The following is an 18,652-nucleotide window of genomic DNA, read 5'->3' as shown; positions in this document are numbered from 1 at the left end:
GGCGGGGGCTTGGGGCCCCCCCGGACCGCGGCCGCGCGGCCCGGCCCGGTGCGGGTGGACCCGGTGCGGCCGGCGCCGGCCGCACCGGGTCCACCGGCACCGGCCACGCCGAACCGGCCCTCACCGCCGCGCGGACCGAACCGGCCCGCGTCCCCCGGCCCGCCCACCGCTCCCGGGCCGCCTGTTTCTCCGGGCCCGCCGTCGGCCGCATCGGACGGACCCGTGTCCTCCGGCCCGCCAGGCGAGCCGGACGAGCCGGGCGGACCAGGCGAGCCGGACAGGCCGGACGGGCCGGGCGGACCAGACGGGCCGGGCCCGCCTGCCGGGCCGTCCGGCGGGTCGCCGGGAACATCGTGGGGCATCGTCTCGCTCGCCGCCGGGATCTGGTGATCGGAACCTCACCACCACACCTACCAGCCCGGACACCCGGCACGGCGTACCCTCGCCGCACCGGCCGGTCGTCCCTCGATGTCGAGAGGTCAGGTGATCCGGCGGGTCAGGGTGACCCGGGTCCGGGTGAACGCCCCCGCCACCAGTGCCGCCAGCAGCGGCAGGCCGACCACCAGTGCGGTGAGGAACAGCCAGGGGAGTTCGACCGGCGGCAGCCGGTCGAGGAGCGACGGCGACGAGCCCGACGTCCAGAGGGGGTAGCCGTACGGCCTCGACGTCGAGGCCACCGCGACCCCGGCCGGGATCCCCGCGAGGGCGCCCGCCAGCGCGCCGAGAGCGGTGATGAACCCCGCCTGGCCGGCGACGACCAGCCGGCGGGTGCCGGGTTTCGCGCCGACCGCGGCCATGGTCGAAAGGTCCGGCCGCAGGTCGGCCGCGGCGAGGCCGGTGGCGGCGAGCGTGCCGCCCAGCGCCAGGACCGCCGCCGCCAGGAACAGCAGCGGCTTGACGAAGCCGTCCTGCTCGACGTCGCGCATGACGGTCACCTGGGATACACCGGCCATGATCGCCAGCTCCCGCTCCAGCTTGAACTCCTGCTCATCGGTGAGCCGGACGGAGGAGGGCGCGGCGTACAGCACGCGCGCCTCGGACTTCAGACCCAGGCCGGGCAGAGCGGAGGCGGGGAGCACCGCGACGGCGTGCCGGGGATCGGCGGCCCGCGCCACGACCGCGGGAACGGTGAGATCGTCCGGAACCTCGGGTCTCCGAGAGCCGAACTGAACGGCGGACAACCGCAGCCGCCCGTCGCGCACCATAGCGGGGTCGAACACCACGGCCCTGCCGGCGGAGAACGCCGCCGCCGCGACGGGGTCCCGCCGCCCCTGGACGAACTCCAGCAGCCGCCCACTCCCCACCGGCAGGCCCACGTTGAAGGAGTAGTCCATGTACCCGTCGCCCGGACCGTCAGGACGCCTGACCGAAAGCCCCATGACGGCCCCCCGGGCGTCCCGGGGCGCGACGCCCTCGATCAACGAGGTGCCGGGCAGGGCGCGCTCGATGAGCGTCTTGGCCTTGGCCCACCGGGCGTCGTCGAGACGTGCCCCGTCGACCTGCACGGTCCCGACCGGAACCATCGGGTGGAAAGCGTCGCGCCGTTCGGCGAAGTTGCTGTCGAAGGCGACGGCCGCCATCGTGAAGGCGGCGGCGGCCGTCATGACGGCCGCGACGGCCGAGGCGGTGCGGCCCCGGTTGCGGGCCGCGTCGCGGGCGGCCAGCCGCAGTGGCAGCGGCAGCGTCCGGGCGGTCAGCGCCGCCGCGCCCCGGACAAGCGAGGGCGTCAATGCGACCAGCCCCAGCAGGACGAGCACCTCTGCGGCGAAAACCCAGGTTCTCTCCCTGTCCCTGATCGTGAGCGCGGTGGCCACGGCTCCCGCGACGACCAGGACCGCCCCGAGGATCGGACGGCCCGCACGGCCGCGCGCCGTGCCCCGGCGTCCGGCGAGCACCGCCGCGACGTCCTGCCGGGCCGCCCGTACGGCGGGCAGCAGGGCCGCCGTCACCCCGCTGACCGCCCCCAGCACGGCGACGGCCAGCACCGGCGCCCAGGGGATGTCCAGCGGGCCCACCTCGCCGATCAGCCGGCCCGCCTCCAGCGCCGCCGACAGCGCGCCCAGCCCGACGCCCAGCGCCAACCCGAGCAGCGCCGCGCCGCCGCCCAGCACCACCCCGTCGGCCGAAAGCACCATCCGCACCTGTCCTGGCGAACCGCCCTGCGCCGCCACCAGCGCCAGCTCCCTTTCCCGCCGCCGCGCCCCCACCGCGAACGCCGGACCGGCCAGCAGCACCACCTCCAGCACACCCATCACCACGATCAGGCCGATGGCCACGACGTCGTCGGTGCTGTGGTAGCCGCTGGTGTCCCTGGCCGCGTCGGGGGACACGACGCCCAGGTCCGCCGCCAGCAGCGCGTTGACGTCCCGGGTGGTGACCGGCTTCGGGGTGTCGGCCAGCCAGCCCGTGCCGTTCCCGTCCCGCTCGTCGAACAGCAGGGTGCCCGGAAGGCCGATGACCTCCGCGCTGTCCGTCCGGTGCGGGTGCTCGACGACCCCGACCACCCGCATCGGGGTCAGCTTGAAGGTCACGGCCGGTGTCGTGCCGAACCGCGCGCCCCGCTCCTCCGCGCCGGGGGTCACCACGATCTCACCGGGCTTGGCCGGGAGGCGGCCCCGCAGCAGGCGGTACATCCCCTTCGTCAGGGGGTCGCGCAGGTCCAGCTCGCGCGCGGACACGTGCTCGTAGCCGCGCTCGCCCCGGAGGTCGGCGCTGCCGTCGTTCACCGGGATGATCCGGGCCCCGGGACCGAGCAGCCTCATGACCTCGGCCGGCGAGGTGGGCGTCCGTGCGTGGTCGTCGGGGTCGGGCGGCCCGAGTGTCGTGATCCGCAGGTCGGCGGCGCCGATCCGCGCGGTGAGCCCCTCCCGCGGGGTGATGTCCGCCGTCGCGGCGAAGATCAGGGCGAAGACGATGACCAGGACGGGCAGGCCGACCATCGTGACGATGAGGGCGCTGCGGCCCCGGGCCCGCAGCGCGTCCCGCCGGGAGATCCGCAGCGCCGCCAGGAACGCGGCCGTCCGGGAACGCGCCGCTCCCGCCGTACCGGCGCGGGCCATGACCGGTGCCGGGGCGCTCATCGGGCGCTCTCCAGCGGTGCGGCGGCGGTGTCGGTGACCCGGCCGTCGCGCAGGAAGACCACGCGGTCGGCCCAGGCGGCGTAGCGGGGTTCGTGGGTGACGAGCAGGACCGCCGCCCCGGCGTCGCAGCGGGCGCGCAGCAGCTGGAGGATGTCGTCGCCGGTCGGGGTGTCGAGGGCGCCGGTCGGCTCGTCGGCCAGGATCAGTCGCCGTTCCCCGGCCAGGGCGCGGGCGATCGCCACCCGCTGGCGCTGGCCGCCGGAGATCTCGTCGGGGAAGCGGCCGGCGACGTCGGCGAGACCGACCTCGGCGAGCGCCTCCAGCGCCTCACGGCGGGCGTCCCGGAAACGGACCCCGTCCAGCTCTCGCGGGAGCGTCACGTTCTCCAGTGCGGTGAGCGAGGGGATCAGGTTGAGGTCCTGGAAGACGTACCCGACGTGCCTGCGGCGCAGTGCGGCGAGCTCCCCGGCCGGAAGGCGGGGCAGCGAGACGCCCTCGACGACGACGTCGCCCGAGGTGGGGCGGTCGAGGCCGCCCGCGACGTTCAGCAGGGTGGACTTTCCGCACCCGGAGGGGCCCATCACCGCCACCAGTTCCCCGGCGTCGGCCGCGAGGCTCACCTCTGAAAGGGCCGTCACGGCTGCCGGGCCGTCGCCGTGCACGCGGCTGACGGCCGCGAGCCGGACGACCGGATCGAAACTCATGCTTGTCTCTCCTGCGTCTGGGGGGAGGCCGCGAGCACGGCCTCGCAGTGGTCGAGCCAGCGCTGCTCGGCCTCGGCCTGGAAGATCATGGAGTCGAGCACCAGCCGCTGGGCGGGGTCCTCGGCGCTCGCCCGTCTGGCGCGGGTGAGCCGCTGGAGGGTGCCCATGGTCGCGGTGCGCTGGGCCTGGATGATCGGGCGCACGCCCGTCCCGGCGGTGACCGCCATCGCGAGCTTGATGACCAGCTCGTCCCGGGGCCGGTCGGTCTGGGCCACGGGGGTGGCGAACCACCGCTCCGTCTCGGCCCGGCCGGCCTCGGTGATCGCGTAGACGACCCGGCCCTGGTCGTCCTGCTCGCCGGGGGCCACCAGGCCGTCGCGTTCCAGGCGGGCGAGCGTCGTGTAGACCTGGCCGATGTTGAGCGGCCAGGTCGCCCCCGTCGACTCCTCGAACTCCGCCCGCAACTGATAGCCGTAGCGGGGCCCCCGGCTGAGCAGGGCCAGCAGCCCTTGTCGGATCGCCATAGATACTGAGTATGCATACTCAGTATGGTCACGGCAAGAGATCCGCATATTCTGGACAGGTTCCGCCGACGGGGCGGATACTCGGGGGATGAGCTCGCCGCCTCCCCCGTCCCGCGCGTCCGATGGGGACCGCGACCGCGCCATCAACGAGCTCCGCGACCGCGCCGTCGAGGGCCGCCTCTCGCACGAGACGTTCCTCGGCCGGGTCGACATGGCGCTGCGCGCCCGCAGTCAGGGCGAGCTGGAGAGCCTGATCGCCGACCTGCCGCCGCGCGGCCGGCTGCGGCGGATGGTGACCGACGTCGTCGCCTCGGCGTCCGACTTCACCCGCCGGGTCGAGTCGGCCTGGCGGCGCCCCCGGCTGCCCCGCCTCGCGCTGCCCGGCGACGACCGCGTCCGCTACGTGGTGGGGCGGGGCTCGGCCTGCGACCTGGTGCTGGCCGACCTGACCGTCTCCCGGATGCACGCCGAGCTGCGCCGCGCCGAGGACGGCTGGATCGTCGTCGATCTCGGCTCGCTCAACGGCACCCGGCTGAACGACTGGCGTCTGGTCGGACCGGCCCTGGTACGGCCGGGCGACGTGCTGTCCTTCGGTGACTGCGGCTTCCTGGTGATCACGCCCCAGCCGGCCTGAACCGGATCATGCTCCGGCCGGCTCCGGTCCGTCATCCGTGCGCCGTGATCCCCGGCTCCTCCCCCGCCACGGCCGCACCGGCGGTGTCCGCCGCCCGCATCGTCTCGGCGGTGATGGGGTAGCGCAGTGTGAGCAGCACGCTGGCCCCGGCCGCGAGCGCGGGGATCAGCGCCCCGCCGTACAGGACGGCGTCGATCGCCGAGCCGGGCTGGGTCACCGCCTCCGAGGCGGCGGACTCCACGAACCCGGCCGCGCCGAGCAGCCAGCCCAGCACCAGCGCCCCGAGCGCGAAGACCACGGTCTCGCAGGCCGTCCACAGGCCGGTGAACACCCCGGCGCGGCGCCTGCCGGTGACCGACGCGTCGTGGACGATCACATCCGAGAGCATGGAGAACTGCAGGAGCTGGAACCCGGCGTAGCCGATGCCGACGAGGAGCACGCAGGCGTGCGTGTAGCCCGCGCCGAACCGGCCGGCGAGCGCCAGCGCGGCCGTGCCCGCGGCGAACAGCGCCGCCGACAGCATCATCGCGCCGCGCTTGTCGTAGCGCCGCGACAGCCACGTCCACAGCGGCATGGTGACCAGCAGCGGCCCGACCACGCACAGGAAGAGCGTGGTGGTCGCCCCGGGCGCGCCGAGGACGTAGGTGGCGAGGTACGGCGCGCCGGCCAGCAGGGTGCCCGCGGCGAACATCTGCGCGCAGCTCAGGGCGAGCAGGACCATGAACGGCCGGCTGGAGCGGGCCGCGGCGAACTGCGCCCGCAGCGACGGCTCGGCCTCGGCCCGGCCGGCCAGCGGGGCGCGGGCCGTACCGGCGACGGAGGCGAGCATGGACGCCAGCAGCACCGCGCCGACGACCAGGCCCATGAGCCGGTAGCCGCTCACCTCGGTCCCGGCGAGGGCGGGCGCGCCGGCCCCGGACAGCAGGATCGCCAGGCCCAGGAAGACCATCTTCCACTGGAGCAGCGACGAGCGCTCGTGGTAGTCGTCGGTCATCTCGGTGGCCATCGCCTTGTAGGGCACCTCGTAGAAGGCGTAGGCCGTGGCGGTGAGGAAGTAGCAGACGGTGACGTACAGCGCGGCGGGCAGGCCGGTCAGCGGCGGCCCGGCGAAGGTCAGTGCGAAGGTCACCGGAAGGGTGACCGCGCCCACCAGCATCCAGGGGCGGCGCGCGCCGAGCCGGGAGACCGTGCGGTCGGAGCGCTGGCCGACCCAGGGGTTGATGACCATGTCCCAGAGCTTGGGCAGGAAGGCCACCGCGCCGGCGATCCAGGCGGGGACCGCCAGCACGTTGGTCATGTAGAACAGCAGCAGCAGGCCCGGGACCGTGGAGAACGTCGCGGTGCAGACCGATCCGACCCCGTAGCCGACGCGCACCCCGCGCGGCACGGTGACGGCGGCGGCTCCGGCGGGGCGGGGGGTGGGAGCCGGTGTGACCATTGCCACATTCAACCCCACCCGCCACCGGCCCAACAGGGGTGAAAGATACGAATATTTCCGTATTGTCGGGCGGGCCGTAGGTGTCGATGATCTCCGCAGACGCCTAGCACCTGGAGCGACCGTGCGGCCCTCGCGACGTACCACCCTCTCTGTTTCGGCCCTCCTGCTCACCGGCCTCACCTGGGCCACGACCGGCTCGGCCGCCCCGGCCGGCGCCCTCGGACCGGCCCCCGGCGTGGTGGACCTGGTCAAGGACATCGACCAGATCCTCGGCGACGCCCGGCTCACGCCGGCGCGGGCGGGGGTGGTGGTCCGCAGCGCGGTCTCCGGCGAGGAGCTCTACGCCGTGGACTCCGGAAAGATCCTCACCCCCGCCTCCAACACCAAGCTGCTGACCTCCGCCGCCGCCGTGGAGAACCTCGGCCTGGACTTCCGCTTCACCACGAGCGTGCTGTCTACCGGCCGCCGGGCGGGCTCGGCCCTGGCCGGGGACCTCTACCTCAGGGGGACCGGCGACCCCACCATGCTCGCCGCCGACTACGACGCGCTGGCCGCCGAGGTCGCCGCCTCCGGGATCAAGGTGGTCACCGGCAGGCTGGTGGCCGACGACACCTGGTTCGACGACGTACGGCTCGGCACCGACTGGGCGTGGGACGACGAGCCCTACTACTACGCGGCGCAGATCTCGGCGCTGACCGCCTCCCCCGACACCGACTACGACGCCGGCACCGTCATCGTCTCGGTGGCCCCCGGGAGCGCCGGAAAGCGGCCCAAGGTCACCACCACGCCCGAGACGGACTACCTGAAGATCGACAACCGTGCCGTGACCGGCGCCGAGACCGACGTCACCATCGAGCGCCTGCACGGCACGAACACCGTGGTGATCACCGGCACCGTCGCGGACGAGCAGCAGGAGTGGGTCACCGTCGACGACCCCACGGGCTACGCCGCCTCGCTGCTGCGCGCGGCGCTGGCCAGGCACGGGGTGCGGGTGCTGGGCGGCACGGCCCGCGCGGCGGCCCCGGAGGGCGCGGCCGTCGTGGCCTCGCACGAGTCGATGACACTTCGTGAGCTGCTGGTGCCGTTCATGAAGCTCAGCAACAACATGCACGCCGAGATCCTCGCCAAGGCGATCGGGCGCAAGGTCTCGGGCGCCGGGACGTGGGGCGCCGGGCTCGCCGCGATCACCTCCTTCGCCAAGGCGAACGGCGTGACGACGCTGAGCCTGCGGGACGGCTCCGGCCTGTCGCGGATGGACGGCTTCACCCCGGGCGAGCTGACGCGCTACCTCGCCGCGCTGCGCGCCAAGCCGTGGTTCGACGCCTGGTACGGCGCGCTGCCGATCGCGGGCCAGGCCGACCGCATGGTCGGCGGGACGCTGCGCAACCGGATGCGCGGCACGCCCGCGGCCGGGAACGTCCACGCCAAGACCGGCTCGCTGACCGGCGTCACCTCGCTGTCGGGCTACGTGACCAGCGCCGACAACGAGCCGCTGGTCTTCTCCGTCATGCTCAACCAGTACCTGTCCGGAGCTCCCCGGGACATCGAGGACAGGATCGCCGTCCGTCTCGCGCAGTTCCGCCGCGACGCGCCGGTGGACACGGTCGTCCAGCTCAAGCAGACGCCGCAGGACGGGGACGCTCCGGAGCTGGAGTGCTCGTGGCTGAAGCCCGCCCAGTGCTGACCCGCCGTCCCGCCCGGCGCCGGCCCTCCCCGGCTCTCGATCTCACCCGGTGTGACCTGAGCATCCACCGGATGTGACCGTACGGTCCGCCGGAACCGATCGACCGGGAAAGATTTTCCCGCCCGCCGGGCCCCTGCCGCCGCCGTGTCCGCACGGCGGCGGCAGACCAGTTCAAGGGCATATTTTCGGACATATAGGAACGGTCCCAGACGCACCACTGATCACTTTGGTTTACCTACAACTCAAGATTTTGTCCGAAATTTCGTGACAGGGGCGTTGTGGCGCCGCCAGAATACGGGTTCGATCCAGCCTCGACCCCTCTGGAGGAATCGATATGCGCAGACCGCTGGGTGCACTCGTGTGCATTGGAACTCTGGCGGCCCTGAGCGCTCCCGTCGCCGCGAACGCGGCGGCCTGGCCGTCCTCGTGCGACGTCCACGCGGACCGGCCCGTCGTCACCGCCACCGGGAAGATCCACGCCTCCGCCACGCGGCTCGGCTGCCGCGACTCCGCCCTGGTGCGGATCCAGATCAAGCGGGCCGTCGCCGGCGCCGACCCGGTCGTCAAGAGCGGCGCGTACAAGGGCCGCAACGGGCGGGCCATCATGACCCTGCGGTGCGCGCCGGGCGTCTACTACACCGTCGTGCGCGACAACCGCGGCAACACCGACGTCTCCCGGGCGGCCAGGCTCTCGTGTGACGCCTCGACGCCGACCGCCACCCCCTCGCCCACGGGCACGGCGACTCCCACGAAGGCCCCGACGACGGGCCCGACGTCCGCACCCACCGCGTCGGCCACGCCCACCGCGGCTCCGACCGCCGCCCCCACCGCGACGGCCAAGCCCACCACGCCGGCCACTCCGCTGCCGACCCTGACCCCCGCCCCGACGGCCACGGCCACCGTCAAGCCCACTCCCAAGCCCACCCCCACCGCCTCCTCCCCCGGAGGCGCGGTCGGCACGGCCGACGAGAACGAGGTGCTGCGCCTGACCAACGCGGAGCGCGCGAAGGGCGGCTGCCAGCCGCTCAAGCACGACGCGCAGCTCCGCGCCGCCGCCTACGGCCACTCCGCCGACATGGCCGCCAAGAACTACTTCAGCCACACCTCCCAGGACGGCCGCAGCTTCATGGACCGCATCCGCGCGGCGGGCTTCACCGGCGGATCGGGCTGGGCGGAGAACATCGCCATGGGCCAGCCGACCCCGGCCTCCGTGGTCACCGCCTGGATGAACAGCTCGGGCCACCGGGCCAACATCATGAACTGCAAGTACACCCTCATCGGCGTCGGCGCGGCCAAGAACTCCAAGGGCCAGATCTACTGGACCCAGGACTTCGCCGCCCGCTGAAGGACGCCGTAAGGCCCTCCCCCTCTCCTCCTCACCTGGGCCGGGCCGGTTCCGTTCCTCCCCGCGGACGGCCCGGAGAGCGGAGGAGACGGCGACGCCCCCGCGGTCGGGTGACCGTCCGCGGGGGCGTCGCCGTACGGGGCGCCCCTCCCGGACAGCGGGTCCGGGAGGGGCGCGCCGCTACTTCAGCCAGCTCATCATCGGGCGGAGCTTGGCGCCGGTGGTCTCGATCGGGTGCTGGGCCAGGTCCTCGCGGTAGGCGGTGAACTTCTTCTGGCCGCTGTCGAACTCGTCGACCAGCTCGCGGGCGAACTCGCCGGACCGGATCTCCGCGAGGATGCGCTGCATCTCCTTCTTGGTCTCCTCCGTCACGATGCGCGGGCCGCGGGAGTAGCCGCCGTACTCGGCGGTGTCGGAGACCGACCAGTACATCTTGTGGATGCCGCCCTCGTACATCAGGTCGACGATCAGCTTCATCTCGTGCAGGCACTCGAAGTAGGCGACCTCGGGCTGGTAGCCGGCCTCGATGAGGGTCTCGAACCCGGCCTTGATCAGCTCGGAGACGCCGCCGCAGAGGACCGCCTGCTCGCCGAAGAGGTCGGTCTCGGTCTCCTCGGTGAAGGTGGTCTTCAGCGCGCCGGCGCGGGTGCCGCCGATGGCCTTGGCGTAGGACAGCGCGAGGTCCCAGGCGTTGCCGCTGGCGTCCTTCTCCACCGCGACGAGACACGGCACGCCGCGACCGGCGCTGTACTGGCGGCGGACGAGGTGGCCGGGGCCCTTGGGGGCGACCATCGCGACGTCAACGCCCTCGGGGGCCTCGATGAGGCCGTAGCGGATGTTGAAGCCGTGGCCGAAGAAGAGCGCGTCGCCCTCGACGAGGTTCGGGGCGACGTGGTCGGCGTACAGGTGACGCTGGATGTGGTCCGGCGCCAGGATCATGATCAGGTCGGCTTCCTCGACGGCCTCGGCCGGCGTGAGCACGCGCAGGCCGTCGGCCTCGGCCCGCTCCCGGCTCTTGGACCCCTCCGGCAGGCCGACGCGGACGTCGACGCCGGAGTCGCGCAGGGACAGCGCGTGCGCGTGACCCTGGCTGCCGTACCCCAGGACGGCCACGTGCCGGCCCTGGATGATCGACAGGTCGGCCTGGTCGTCGTAGAAGATCTCAGTCACTTGCTTAACCTTTCGGGTTTCTCGTACGGCTTACGCGGTCCGGTCCAGGGCCCGCAGAGAACGGTCGGTGATGGAGCGGGCACCGCGGCCGATGGCCACCATGCCCGACTGGACGAGCTCCTTGACGCCGAACGGCTCAAGGAGCCTCACGAACGCCTGGAGCTTGTCCGGGGTGCCGGTGACCTCGATCGTCACCGCGTCCGGGGCGACGTCCACGCAGCGCGCCCGGAAGAGGTTGACCAGTTCCAGCACGCTGGACCGGGTCTCGGCGTCGGCCCGCACCTTGATCAGCGTGAGCTCGCGCTGCACGGCCTGCGCCGGGTCGAGCTCCACGATCTTCAGAACGTTCACCAGCTTGTTGAGCTGCTTGGTGACCTGCTCCAGCGGCAGCTCCTCGACGTTCACCACGATGGTCATCCGGGAGATGTCCTCGTGCTCGGTCGGGCCGACCGCCAGCGAGTCGATGTTGAACCCGCGGCGGCTGAACAGCGCGGCAACGCGCGCCAGAACACCGGGCTTGTTCTCCACCAGCACCGAGAGCGTGTGCCTGCTCATGCCTTCCTCCTCGCCGGGCGTCTCGCCGAGCCGCCGTGCCTGTCCGTCAGCCCGCCGCTCACACCTGGTCCTCGCCGTCCCAGACGGGCGCCATGTCGCGGGCGAACCTGATGTCGTCGTTGCTGGTCCCGGCCGCGACCATGGGCCAGACCATGGCGTCCTGGTGGACCACGAAGTCGATCACGACCGGGACGTCGTTGATCGCCATCGCCTTCTCGATGACCTCGTCCACGTCCTCGGGACGCTCGCACCGCAGGCCGACGCAGCCGTACGCCTCGGCGAGCTTCACGAAGTCGGGGATCCGGCGGACCGTCTGCAGGTTCGTGTTGGAGTAGCGCTCGTTGTAGAAGAGCGTCTGCCACTGCCGGACCATGCCGAGGTTTCCGTTGTTGATGACCGCCACCTTGATCGGCACGCCCTCGATCGTGCAGGTCGCCAGCTCCTGGTTGGTCATCTGGAAGCAGCCGTCGCCGTCGATCGCCCAGACGACGGAGTCCGGGCGGCCCATCTTGGCGCCCATCGCCGCCGGGACCGCGAAGCCCATCGTGCCGGCGCCGCCGGAGTTGATGAAGGTGCCGGGGTTCTCGTAGCCGATGAACTGCGCCGCCCACATCTGGTGCTGGCCGACGCCCGCGGTGTAGATCGCGTCCGGGCCGACGAGCGCGCTCAGCCGCTCCATGACGTACTGCGGAGCCAGGGCGCCGTCGGCGAACGTCTCGTAGCCCAGCGGGTACGTCGAGCGGTAGGAGTCGAGCTGGGCCCACCACTCGGTGTAGTCGCCCTTGCGGTCCTCCTTGCCCACCGCGGCGATCAGCTCGGCGAGGACCTCCTTGCAGTCGCCCACGATCGGGACGTCCGCGTGCCGGTTCTTGGAGATCTCCGCCGGGTCGATGTCGGCGTGGACGACCCGGGCGTTCGGCGCGAAGGTCGACAGGTCACCGGTGACGCGGTCGTCGAAGCGGACGCCCAGGCCGATGATCAGGTCGGAGCGCTGCAGCGCCCCGACGGCCGGCACCGAGCCGTGCATGCCCGGCATGCCCAGGTGCTGGCGGTGGCTGTCGGGGAAGGTGCCGCGCGCCATCAGCGTGGTGACCACCGGGATGCCGGTCAGCTCGGCGAACTCCCGCAGCTCCTGCGCCGCGCCGGCCTTGTGGACGCCGCCGCCGACGTACAGCACCGGCCGCCTGGCCTCCACGATCAGCTTCGCCGCCTCGCGGATCTGCTTGGAGTGCGGCCGCGTCACCGGGCGGTAGCCGGGGAGCTGCATCACCGGCGGCCACTGGAACTCCGTCGTGGCCACGAGGGCGTCCTTGGAGATGTCCACCAGGACCGGCCCGGGACGGCCGGTCGAGGCGATGTGGAACGCCTCGGCGATCGTCCGGGCGATGTCGGCCGGGTCGGTGACCAGGAAGTTGTGCTTCGTGATCGGCATCGTGATGCCGGAGATGTCGGCTTCCTGGAACGCGTCGGTGCCGATGGCGGCGCTGGCCACCTGGCCGGTGATCGCGACCATCGGGACCGAGTCCATGTAGGCGTCGGCGATCGGGGTGACCAGGTTGGTCGCGCCCGGACCGCTGGTGGCCATGCAGACCCCCACCCTGCCGGTGGCCTGCGCGTACCCCTGGGCCGCGTGCCCGGCGCCCTGCTCATGCCGTACGAGCACGTGACGGACCTTGGCGGAGTCGTAAAGGGGATCGTAGGCGGGAAGGATCGCGCCGCCGGGGATCCCGAACACGGTGTCGACCCCGACGTGCTCCAGCGCCCTCACCAGCGCCTGGGCTCCTGTCATCTGCTCGGTCATCGGCTCGTTCCTCATGTGGCTGAGCGGGATGTATGGCATAAAAAAGGCCCCATCCCACCTTGCCGGGCGGGTCTGGGGCGGCGCGCAGGTCGAAGTGCTTCGCTTATCGGCCTGCGCGCCGGCGAAGTACTACGAGAATCCCACGGTGATGCATGGGTCCCACCATGGCCGACATTGCGGCCCCGCGTCAAATTGGTGGGACGGGTGTCTCAGGATCCGAGATGAAATTCCGGGCAGGAGAGGCCCATGGGACGGCCGCGCCGTACGGGACGCCTGCTGCACGGCACGGCCCTCAGACGGCGCTGTGCAGGCCCGCGGGCATGAGGTCGTCGATCCCCCGGGCGTCCATCGGCCGCGCCACCAGGAAACCCTGCCCCCGGGTGCAGCCCATCTCGCGCAGCAGGTCGAGCTGCTCGGGCCGCTCGATGCCCTCCGCCACCACGATCAGCCCCAGGTCGTGGCCGAGCCGTACGATCGTGCGGGTCAGCAGGGTCAGCGTCTCGTCGGCGCCCAGCCCGGACACGAACGACGGATCGATCTTGATCATGTCCACCGGGAGCTGCCGCAGCAGCGCCAGCGAGGCGTAGCCCGTCCCGAAGTCGTCGATGGCCAGCCGCACCCCCAGCTCACGCAGCTCCGAAAGCCGCGTGAGGGTCTCCTCGGCGTCCTCGACCAGCATCTCCTCGATGACCTCCAGCGACAGCGCGCTGGGCGGCAGGCCGCTCTCGGCGAGCGCCGACTCGACGGTCTCGACGAACCTCGGGGCCATGATCTGCCGGGCCGACAGGTTGAGCGACAACCCGATGTCCCAGGAGGACGCCCGCCACGCGGCCACCTCCCGGCAGGCCCGGCGCAGGATCCACTCGCCCAGCGGGACGATCAGCCCGGTGTCCTCGGCCGGGCCGAGGAACCGCTCCGGCGGCACGAACGCGCCCTCCCGCCACCAGCGCACCAACGCCTCCACCGCGGTGACGCGCGAGGTCGCCAGATCCACCATCGGCTGGTACTCGATCGCGAACTGGTCCTCCAGCAGCGCCCGCTGCAGGTCCGCCGCCAGCTCCAGGCGGCGCACCACGTCGGCGTGCATGTGCGCGGCGAACACCTCCACCCGCGGCCCGCCGATGTTCTTGGCCCGCGCCATCGCCACGTCCGCGTTGCGGATCAGGTCGGCCGAGGACACCTCCTCGTCGGCGAAGGCCACCCCGACGCTCGCGGTCATCGCGATGTCGCGGTCGGCCACCCGGAACGGCTCGGCGGAGACCGCCCGGACCAGCCGCTCGGCGAGGTCCACCGCCGTCTGGGCGTCGCCCGCCACCTCCAGCAGCACCGCGAACTCGTCGCCGCCCCACCGCGCCAGGGTGTCGTCGGCCCGTACGGCCGCGCGGAGCCTGCGGGCCGCCTGCCCCAGGAGGTAGTCGCCGCTGGCGTGACCCACCGAGTCGTTGACCGCGGTGAACCCGTCCAGGTCCAGGAACACCACGGCGACGCTGTGGCCCCCGGGACGGGCCAGCACCTCCCGGGTGCGCTCCTCGAAGTAGGAGCGGTTGGGCAAACCGGTGACGCCGTCGTGGAACGTCAGATGGGCCACCTGGTTGCGCAGCGCCTCCTGGCCGCTGACGTCGCGGGTCGTGACCAGCAGGAGGTCCTCGCCCCGGGAGTGGCGGGTGGCCACCGACTCGGTGGGCCGCCAGGTGCCGTCGGCCGCCCGCACCCGGCACCCGATCATGCAGGTGCCGCCGCCCTCGGCCCGCTCGTCCTCCAGGCTCATCGCGCGCAGCGCCATCTGGATGCCCGGGACGTCCTCCGGATGGATGTAGTCGAAGATCGACCCGCCGACCATGTCCTCGGGACGGTAGCCGTAGGTGACCTCCACCCCCTCGCCGATCTCCCGCACCACGCCGTCGTGGTCGCACAGCAGGACCACGTCGCCGGTGCTCTCCGCGAGGTCGTGCAGCTGCCGCTCACCGAGATCCATCAGGCGCCGCATCCGGCCGGCGTCGGCCAGCATCACGAACAGCCTCACCACCAGGACCGCCACGACCGACGCCGCCACCAGCGCCGGTACGGCGAGCGGCCCCGCCACGCCCCCGCCCAGCATCCGCAGGACCAGGGCCACGGTCGCCACGAGCACGAGGATCAGCGGCACCGCCGCGATCAGCGAGGACGCGGCCTGCGCACCCGCGCCTCCGTCCACGTCCGGGTCGTCCTCCTCGCCCGAGGCGCCGGGAGCACGCGCCATACGGCGGCACCACGGGACGGCGGCGAACAGCAGGAAGGCCACCGGCGCGAGCCAGAGCCCGAGCGGCGACGGATCGTCGCCCGTCATCCGGGTCAGCGCGCCCGCCGTCTCCGTGGCGGTGAGCGCGGCCAGCAGCCCCAGCGCCGCCAGGCCGACCGGCCCGGCGGACTTCCGGGCGGGCAGCACCGCGGGCCCCACCGCGCAGGCGAAGGCCAGGCAGAGCACCGGCGAGGCCAGGGACACCGCGAAGACGCCCGGCCCCCCGGAGTCGTGGTAGGCCGGTCCGAGCAGGGCGACCCAGCCGACCAGGAATATCGAGGCGGCGCTCACATAGGCGTCGGACGCGTCACGCAGCGACGCCCGGCCGTACGCCGGGCGGACGGCGCACAGTCCCGTGCCGATGGCGAGCATCGCCGTACCGGCCAGGACCAGCAGGTCGGCGAAGCTCACCGCGAACGGCGTGCCGTCCGCGATCGGCCGCACGCCCGCCCCGGCCAGCCAGGTTGCCGCGCCCCCCGCCAGCCAGCGCCAGGCACGCGCCTCGCGCCGGTCGGCGATCCGGAGCACCGCCATGACCAGTGACACGACGGCGACCGCGGCGGCGGCGACACCCGCCACCGCCCCGGCGACCGCGGCCGAAGCGCCGCCGACGAGCGCGGCGGCCAGTCCCACCGCGCCGAACCCGGCGACCACTGCCGGCGGCACCCGGGGGTCACGCCAGCGGATCAATGTCGTCTGCCCATCGGTGTCGTCTCGCCCTGCCTCCGCGGCGTTCCCTTGGCCGCCGCTCCAGCGTCGCCGCTGTCACCACGTCATCCTTCGTCCTCCGCCCGAACGGGGCGGCACACGACCAGTCTGTGCTCTCCGGTCGGCGCGGATGGTGACAACGCCGTAGTCGTCACCGATCTGATAACCATGAAACGATCGAGATCGCGTCATCCACGGTAGGCGGCGGAGGTCACGAGGCAGCCACGGGCGGATTCCTTTCCCGGTCAGTACGGGCCGGTGATCACGTTCTTCAGCGGCTCCCCCGCCAGATACCGCAGAAGCTGCGAGCGGAGCAGCCGCAGCGTGCGCCGCCCGGAGGCCGGGGTGCTGCCCGCGACGTGCGGGGTGACGAACACCCCGGGGGCCGTCCACAGCGGATGCCCGGGAGGCAGCGGCTCGGGGTCGGTGACGTCGAGCGCGGCCCGGATCCGGCCCCGGCGCAACTCGGCGACGAGCGCACCGGTGTCCACCACCCCACCCCTGGCCGCGTTCACCAGCACGGCGCCGTCCTTCACCGCCGCCAGGAACGCCGCGTCCACCAGGCCCGCCGTCTCCGGAGTGGACGGCACCAGCAGCACCACCACGTCGGCCCGGGGCAGCAGCTCCGGCAGCTCGTCCTGACCGTGCACGCCGTCCCGCGCGGTCCTCGCCACCCGGACGACGTCCACCTCGAACCCGTCGAGCCTGCGCTCCAGCGCCTCACCGATCGAGCCGTAACCGACGATCAGCACCGTGGAGTCGGCGAGCACGCCCGTATGGTGGTAGGCCCACTCCCCCCGCCGCTGGGCGGCGGCGAACTCCGGGAAGTCCCGCAGCACCGCGATCATCGCACCCACCGCCCACTCGGCCGTCCCGGCGTCGTGCACCCCCCGCGCGTTGCACAGCACCGCGCCCTCGGGCAGATGCGGCCGGTACGTCTCCACCCCCGCCGTGACGGTCTGCAGCAGACGCAGCCCCGTCATCCGGCCCAGCAGCCCGGCGACGTCCGGCACCGGCATCAACGGGGGTATCCAGACCTCCACCTCCTCGACGCCGTCCGGGTGGGGACCGGTGCCGTCGTAGACGACGCACTCCACCTCGGGCAGATCACTCAGGACGTCGGCGGCGGCTCGGGAGGGGACCCAGATCTTCATGTCCCGCATTATCCAGGGGGTCGTTCCGGAACCTCTTCGGGTATGCAGCCGTATTGACGGAGGAGGTAATCATGATCCGCTTCGCACGCTCGGCCCTCGTCGTGGCCGTCACCTCGGGGGCCGTCCTGGCGGCCGGCTGCTCCGCGGCCCCGGCCGAACGCTCCTCCGGCCCGGCCCCGCAGAGCACCCGGAGCACCCCGGACGGCCAGGGCGCCCAGAGCCCCCAGGACTCCCCCGCCGGTGAACCGCGCACCCTCGCCGAGAACCTCGCCGTCCCCTGGGGCATCGCGTTCCTGCCCGGCGGCGACGCCCTGGTGACCGAACGCGACACCGCCCGGCTGCTGCGCGTCACCCCCGCGGGCAAGGTCACCCAGGCCGGCCGGATCGACGGCGTCAGCCCCTCCGGCGAGGGCGGCCTGCTGGGCGTCGCGGTCTCCCCGGCCTTCTCCGACGACCACCAGGTCTTCGTCTACTTCTCCTCCGCCCGCGACAACCGGATCGTGCGCTACCGCTACGACCGCGAACTGGCCGACCCCACGGTGATCCTCGACGGCATCCCCCGGGGCGGCATCCACAACGGCGGCCGCCTGGCCTTCGGCCCGGACGGTTACCTGTACGCCAGCACCGGCGAGACCGGGAACCAGTCGCTGGCGCAGGACCTCGGCTCCATGGGCGGCAAGATCCTGCGCATGACGAAGGACGGCAAGCCCGCGCCCGGCAACCCGTTCGGGAACGTGATCTGGAGCTACGGCCATCGCAACGTCGAGGGCCTGGCGTGGGACCGTTCCGGGCGGATGTACGCCAGCGAGTTCGGCGCCGGATCCTTCGACGAGATCAACCTCATCAAGAAGGGCGCCAACTACGGCTGGCCCGAGGTCGAGGGCACCGGCGGCGGCTCCCGCTTCACGGATCCGATCGTCACGTGGCCCACCTCGGAGGCGTCCCCCTCCGGCCTGGCCTACGCCGGCGGCTCCCTCTGGGTGGGCGCCCTGCGCGGCCAGCGGCTCTGGCGGGTCCCCCTGAACCCGGACGGCACCGCCGGCAAGCCCGTCCCGCTCTTCGAGGGCCGGTACGGCAGGCTCCGGGCGGTCGCCACGGCACGGGACGGGTCACTGTGGTTCGGCACCAGCAACAAGGACGGCCGCGGCTCCCCCCGCCGCGGCGACGACCGCCTCCTGACCCTGAAGCCGTAGCGCTTCTCCCTCACGCAGGCTGGAACTTTTCACTCTGCGGATGGCTCGGGCGGGTCCCTTCTCTCACGCTGGGGCTTTTCGCGTCTCTGGACGTTTCCCCGGGTTCGGGTGGGTCCACGCTTGTCGGGCTGGATGGTGGTTCGCGCTGCGGTGGGTGGGTGTTCCGGCCGGCGCTGTGGCCGGGCTCTGGTGCCGACCGGCCTCCGGCCTGGCCCCGGGCGCGATGGTTGCGGGCGTTTTGAAGCCGGCCGGAACACCCACCCACCTCCGCGCCATACCTGCGCCGTTCGTACGGATGACCCGCCGTAGCCGCTCCCTTTCCGGCGGCCCATGGTTCCCGCCGATGCTGAAGCGTCCCTGACTCCGGTTGCCAGGGCGGGCCGC

General features: G+C 72.9%; 13 protein-coding genes. 4 read left to right on the top strand and 9 right to left on the bottom strand.

Annotated elements, in window-relative coordinates; all coding sequences use genetic code 11:
- Window positions 1-479 precede the first annotated feature (479 nt).
- Genes ACFYSC_RS11060 through ACFYSC_RS11050 form a run of 3 tightly spaced genes read right to left on the bottom strand, consistent with a single transcriptional unit; the run spans window position 480 to window position 4,308 of the window.
- A complete protein-coding gene (locus ACFYSC_RS11060; RefSeq protein WP_389959779.1) occupies window positions 480-3,080 on the bottom strand; it encodes an FtsX-like permease family protein in 2,601 nt (866 codons plus the stop codon).
- Complete coding sequence (locus tag ACFYSC_RS11055) at window positions 3,077-3,784, bottom strand: ABC transporter ATP-binding protein (protein WP_389959776.1); 708 nt, start codon at window positions 3,782-3,784, stop codon at window positions 3,077-3,079. The genes ACFYSC_RS11060 and ACFYSC_RS11055 overlap by 4 nt, the downstream gene beginning before the upstream one ends.
- Entirely contained in the window at window positions 3,781-4,308 is a 528-nt protein-coding gene (locus tag ACFYSC_RS11050; RefSeq protein ID WP_389959774.1) for a PadR family transcriptional regulator, read from the bottom strand. The genes ACFYSC_RS11055 and ACFYSC_RS11050 overlap by 4 nt, the downstream gene beginning before the upstream one ends.
- An 88-nt stretch (window positions 4,309-4,396) precedes the next feature.
- On the opposite strand from ACFYSC_RS11050, the gene ACFYSC_RS11045 reads away from it, so the two are divergent.
- Window positions 4,397-4,942 carry an FHA domain-containing protein gene (locus ACFYSC_RS11045; RefSeq protein WP_389959770.1) on the top strand — a complete coding sequence of 182 codons (546 nt, stop codon included), beginning with the start codon at window positions 4,397-4,399 and terminating at the stop codon, window positions 4,940-4,942.
- Between the two features lie 31 nt (window positions 4,943-4,973).
- On the opposite strand, the gene ACFYSC_RS11040 is transcribed toward ACFYSC_RS11045, so the two are convergent.
- A complete protein-coding gene (locus ACFYSC_RS11040; protein WP_389959767.1) occupies window positions 4,974-6,380 on the bottom strand; it encodes an MFS transporter in 1,407 nt (468 codons plus the stop codon).
- A gap of 121 nt (window positions 6,381-6,501) precedes the next feature.
- Here ACFYSC_RS11040 and dacB point away from each other — a divergent pair, with 121 nt between their 5' ends.
- Together dacB and ACFYSC_RS11030 are read left to right on the top strand one after the other, a co-directional pair.
- Window positions 6,502-8,064, top strand: coding sequence for a D-alanyl-D-alanine carboxypeptidase/D-alanyl-D-alanine-endopeptidase (dacB, locus tag ACFYSC_RS11035; protein WP_389959764.1), 1,563 nt, complete (start codon window positions 6,502-6,504; stop codon window positions 8,062-8,064).
- Window positions 8,065-8,422: 358 nt separating this feature from the next.
- Window positions 8,423-9,409: a CAP domain-containing protein gene (locus tag ACFYSC_RS11030; RefSeq protein ID WP_362946915.1), complete on the top strand. Its 987-nt coding sequence runs from the start codon at window positions 8,423-8,425 to the stop codon at window positions 9,407-9,409.
- Window positions 9,410-9,589: 180 nt separating this feature from the next.
- Here ACFYSC_RS11030 and ilvC read toward each other — a convergent pair whose 3' ends face one another.
- From ilvC to ACFYSC_RS11005, 5 genes are all read right to left on the bottom strand, one after another.
- Window positions 9,590-10,570 carry a ketol-acid reductoisomerase gene (ilvC, locus tag ACFYSC_RS11025; protein ID WP_362946931.1) on the bottom strand — a complete coding sequence of 327 codons (981 nt, stop codon included), beginning with the start codon at window positions 10,568-10,570 and terminating at the stop codon, window positions 9,590-9,592.
- 39 nt (window positions 10,571-10,609) lie between these two features.
- Window positions 10,610-11,134 (bottom strand): acetolactate synthase small subunit, encoded by a 525-nt coding sequence (gene ilvN / locus ACFYSC_RS11020; RefSeq protein ID WP_179824903.1) that lies wholly within the window; start codon window positions 11,132-11,134, stop codon window positions 10,610-10,612.
- 58 nt (window positions 11,135-11,192) lie between these two features.
- Window positions 11,193-12,950 (bottom strand): acetolactate synthase large subunit, encoded by a 1,758-nt coding sequence (locus tag ACFYSC_RS11015; protein WP_362946928.1) that lies wholly within the window; start codon window positions 12,948-12,950, stop codon window positions 11,193-11,195.
- 277 nt (window positions 12,951-13,227) lie between these two features.
- Window positions 13,228-15,879, bottom strand: a complete 2,652-nt coding sequence (locus tag ACFYSC_RS11010) for a putative bifunctional diguanylate cyclase/phosphodiesterase (RefSeq protein ID WP_389959760.1) — start codon at window positions 15,877-15,879, stop codon at window positions 13,228-13,230.
- A gap of 287 nt (window positions 15,880-16,166) precedes the next feature.
- The gene (locus ACFYSC_RS11005; protein WP_389959758.1) at window positions 16,167-17,075 is read right to left on the bottom strand and encodes a 2-hydroxyacid dehydrogenase; all 909 of its coding nucleotides are present in this window, start codon (window positions 17,073-17,075) and stop codon (window positions 16,167-16,169) included.
- A gap of 71 nt (window positions 17,076-17,146) precedes the next feature.
- Here ACFYSC_RS11005 and ACFYSC_RS11000 point away from each other — a divergent pair, with 71 nt between their 5' ends.
- Window positions 17,147-18,268: a PQQ-dependent sugar dehydrogenase gene (locus tag ACFYSC_RS11000; protein WP_389959755.1), complete on the top strand. Its 1,122-nt coding sequence runs from the start codon at window positions 17,147-17,149 to the stop codon at window positions 18,266-18,268.
- Window positions 18,269-18,652: the final 384 nt, after the last annotated feature.

It is taken from the genome of Streptosporangium sp. NPDC004379 (assembly GCF_042873875.1).
Taxonomy (GTDB): Bacteria; Actinomycetota; Actinomycetes; order Streptosporangiales; family Streptosporangiaceae; genus Streptosporangium.
This window is presented reverse-complemented; position numbering and strand designations above follow the sequence as displayed.

Excerpts from the sequence above, each read along its gene's own strand:
- ACFYSC_RS11060 (WP_389959779.1), bottom strand. The coding sequence starts at position 3,080 with ATGAGCGCCCCGGCACCGGTCATGGCCCGCGCCGGTACGGCGGGAGCG.
- ACFYSC_RS11055 (WP_389959776.1), bottom strand. The coding sequence starts at position 3,784 with ATGAGTTTCGATCCGGTCGTCCGGCTCGCGGCCGTCAGCCGCGTGCAC.
- ACFYSC_RS11050 (WP_389959774.1), bottom strand. The coding sequence starts at position 4,308 with ATGGCGATCCGACAAGGGCTGCTGGCCCTGCTCAGCCGGGGGCCCCGC.
- ACFYSC_RS11045 (WP_389959770.1), top strand. The coding sequence starts at position 4,397 with ATGAGCTCGCCGCCTCCCCCGTCCCGCGCGTCCGATGGGGACCGCGAC.
- ACFYSC_RS11040 (WP_389959767.1), bottom strand. The coding sequence starts at position 6,380 with ATGGTCACACCGGCTCCCACCCCCCGCCCCGCCGGAGCCGCCGCCGTC.
- ilvN (WP_179824903.1), bottom strand. The coding sequence starts at position 11,134 with ATGAGCAGGCACACGCTCTCGGTGCTGGTGGAGAACAAGCCCGGTGTT.
- ACFYSC_RS11015 (WP_362946928.1), bottom strand. The coding sequence starts at position 12,950 with ATGAGGAACGAGCCGATGACCGAGCAGATGACAGGAGCCCAGGCGCTG.
- ACFYSC_RS11005 (WP_389959758.1), bottom strand. The coding sequence starts at position 17,075 with ATGAAGATCTGGGTCCCCTCCCGAGCCGCCGCCGACGTCCTGAGTGAT.
- ACFYSC_RS11000 (WP_389959755.1), top strand. The coding sequence starts at position 17,147 with ATGATCCGCTTCGCACGCTCGGCCCTCGTCGTGGCCGTCACCTCGGGG.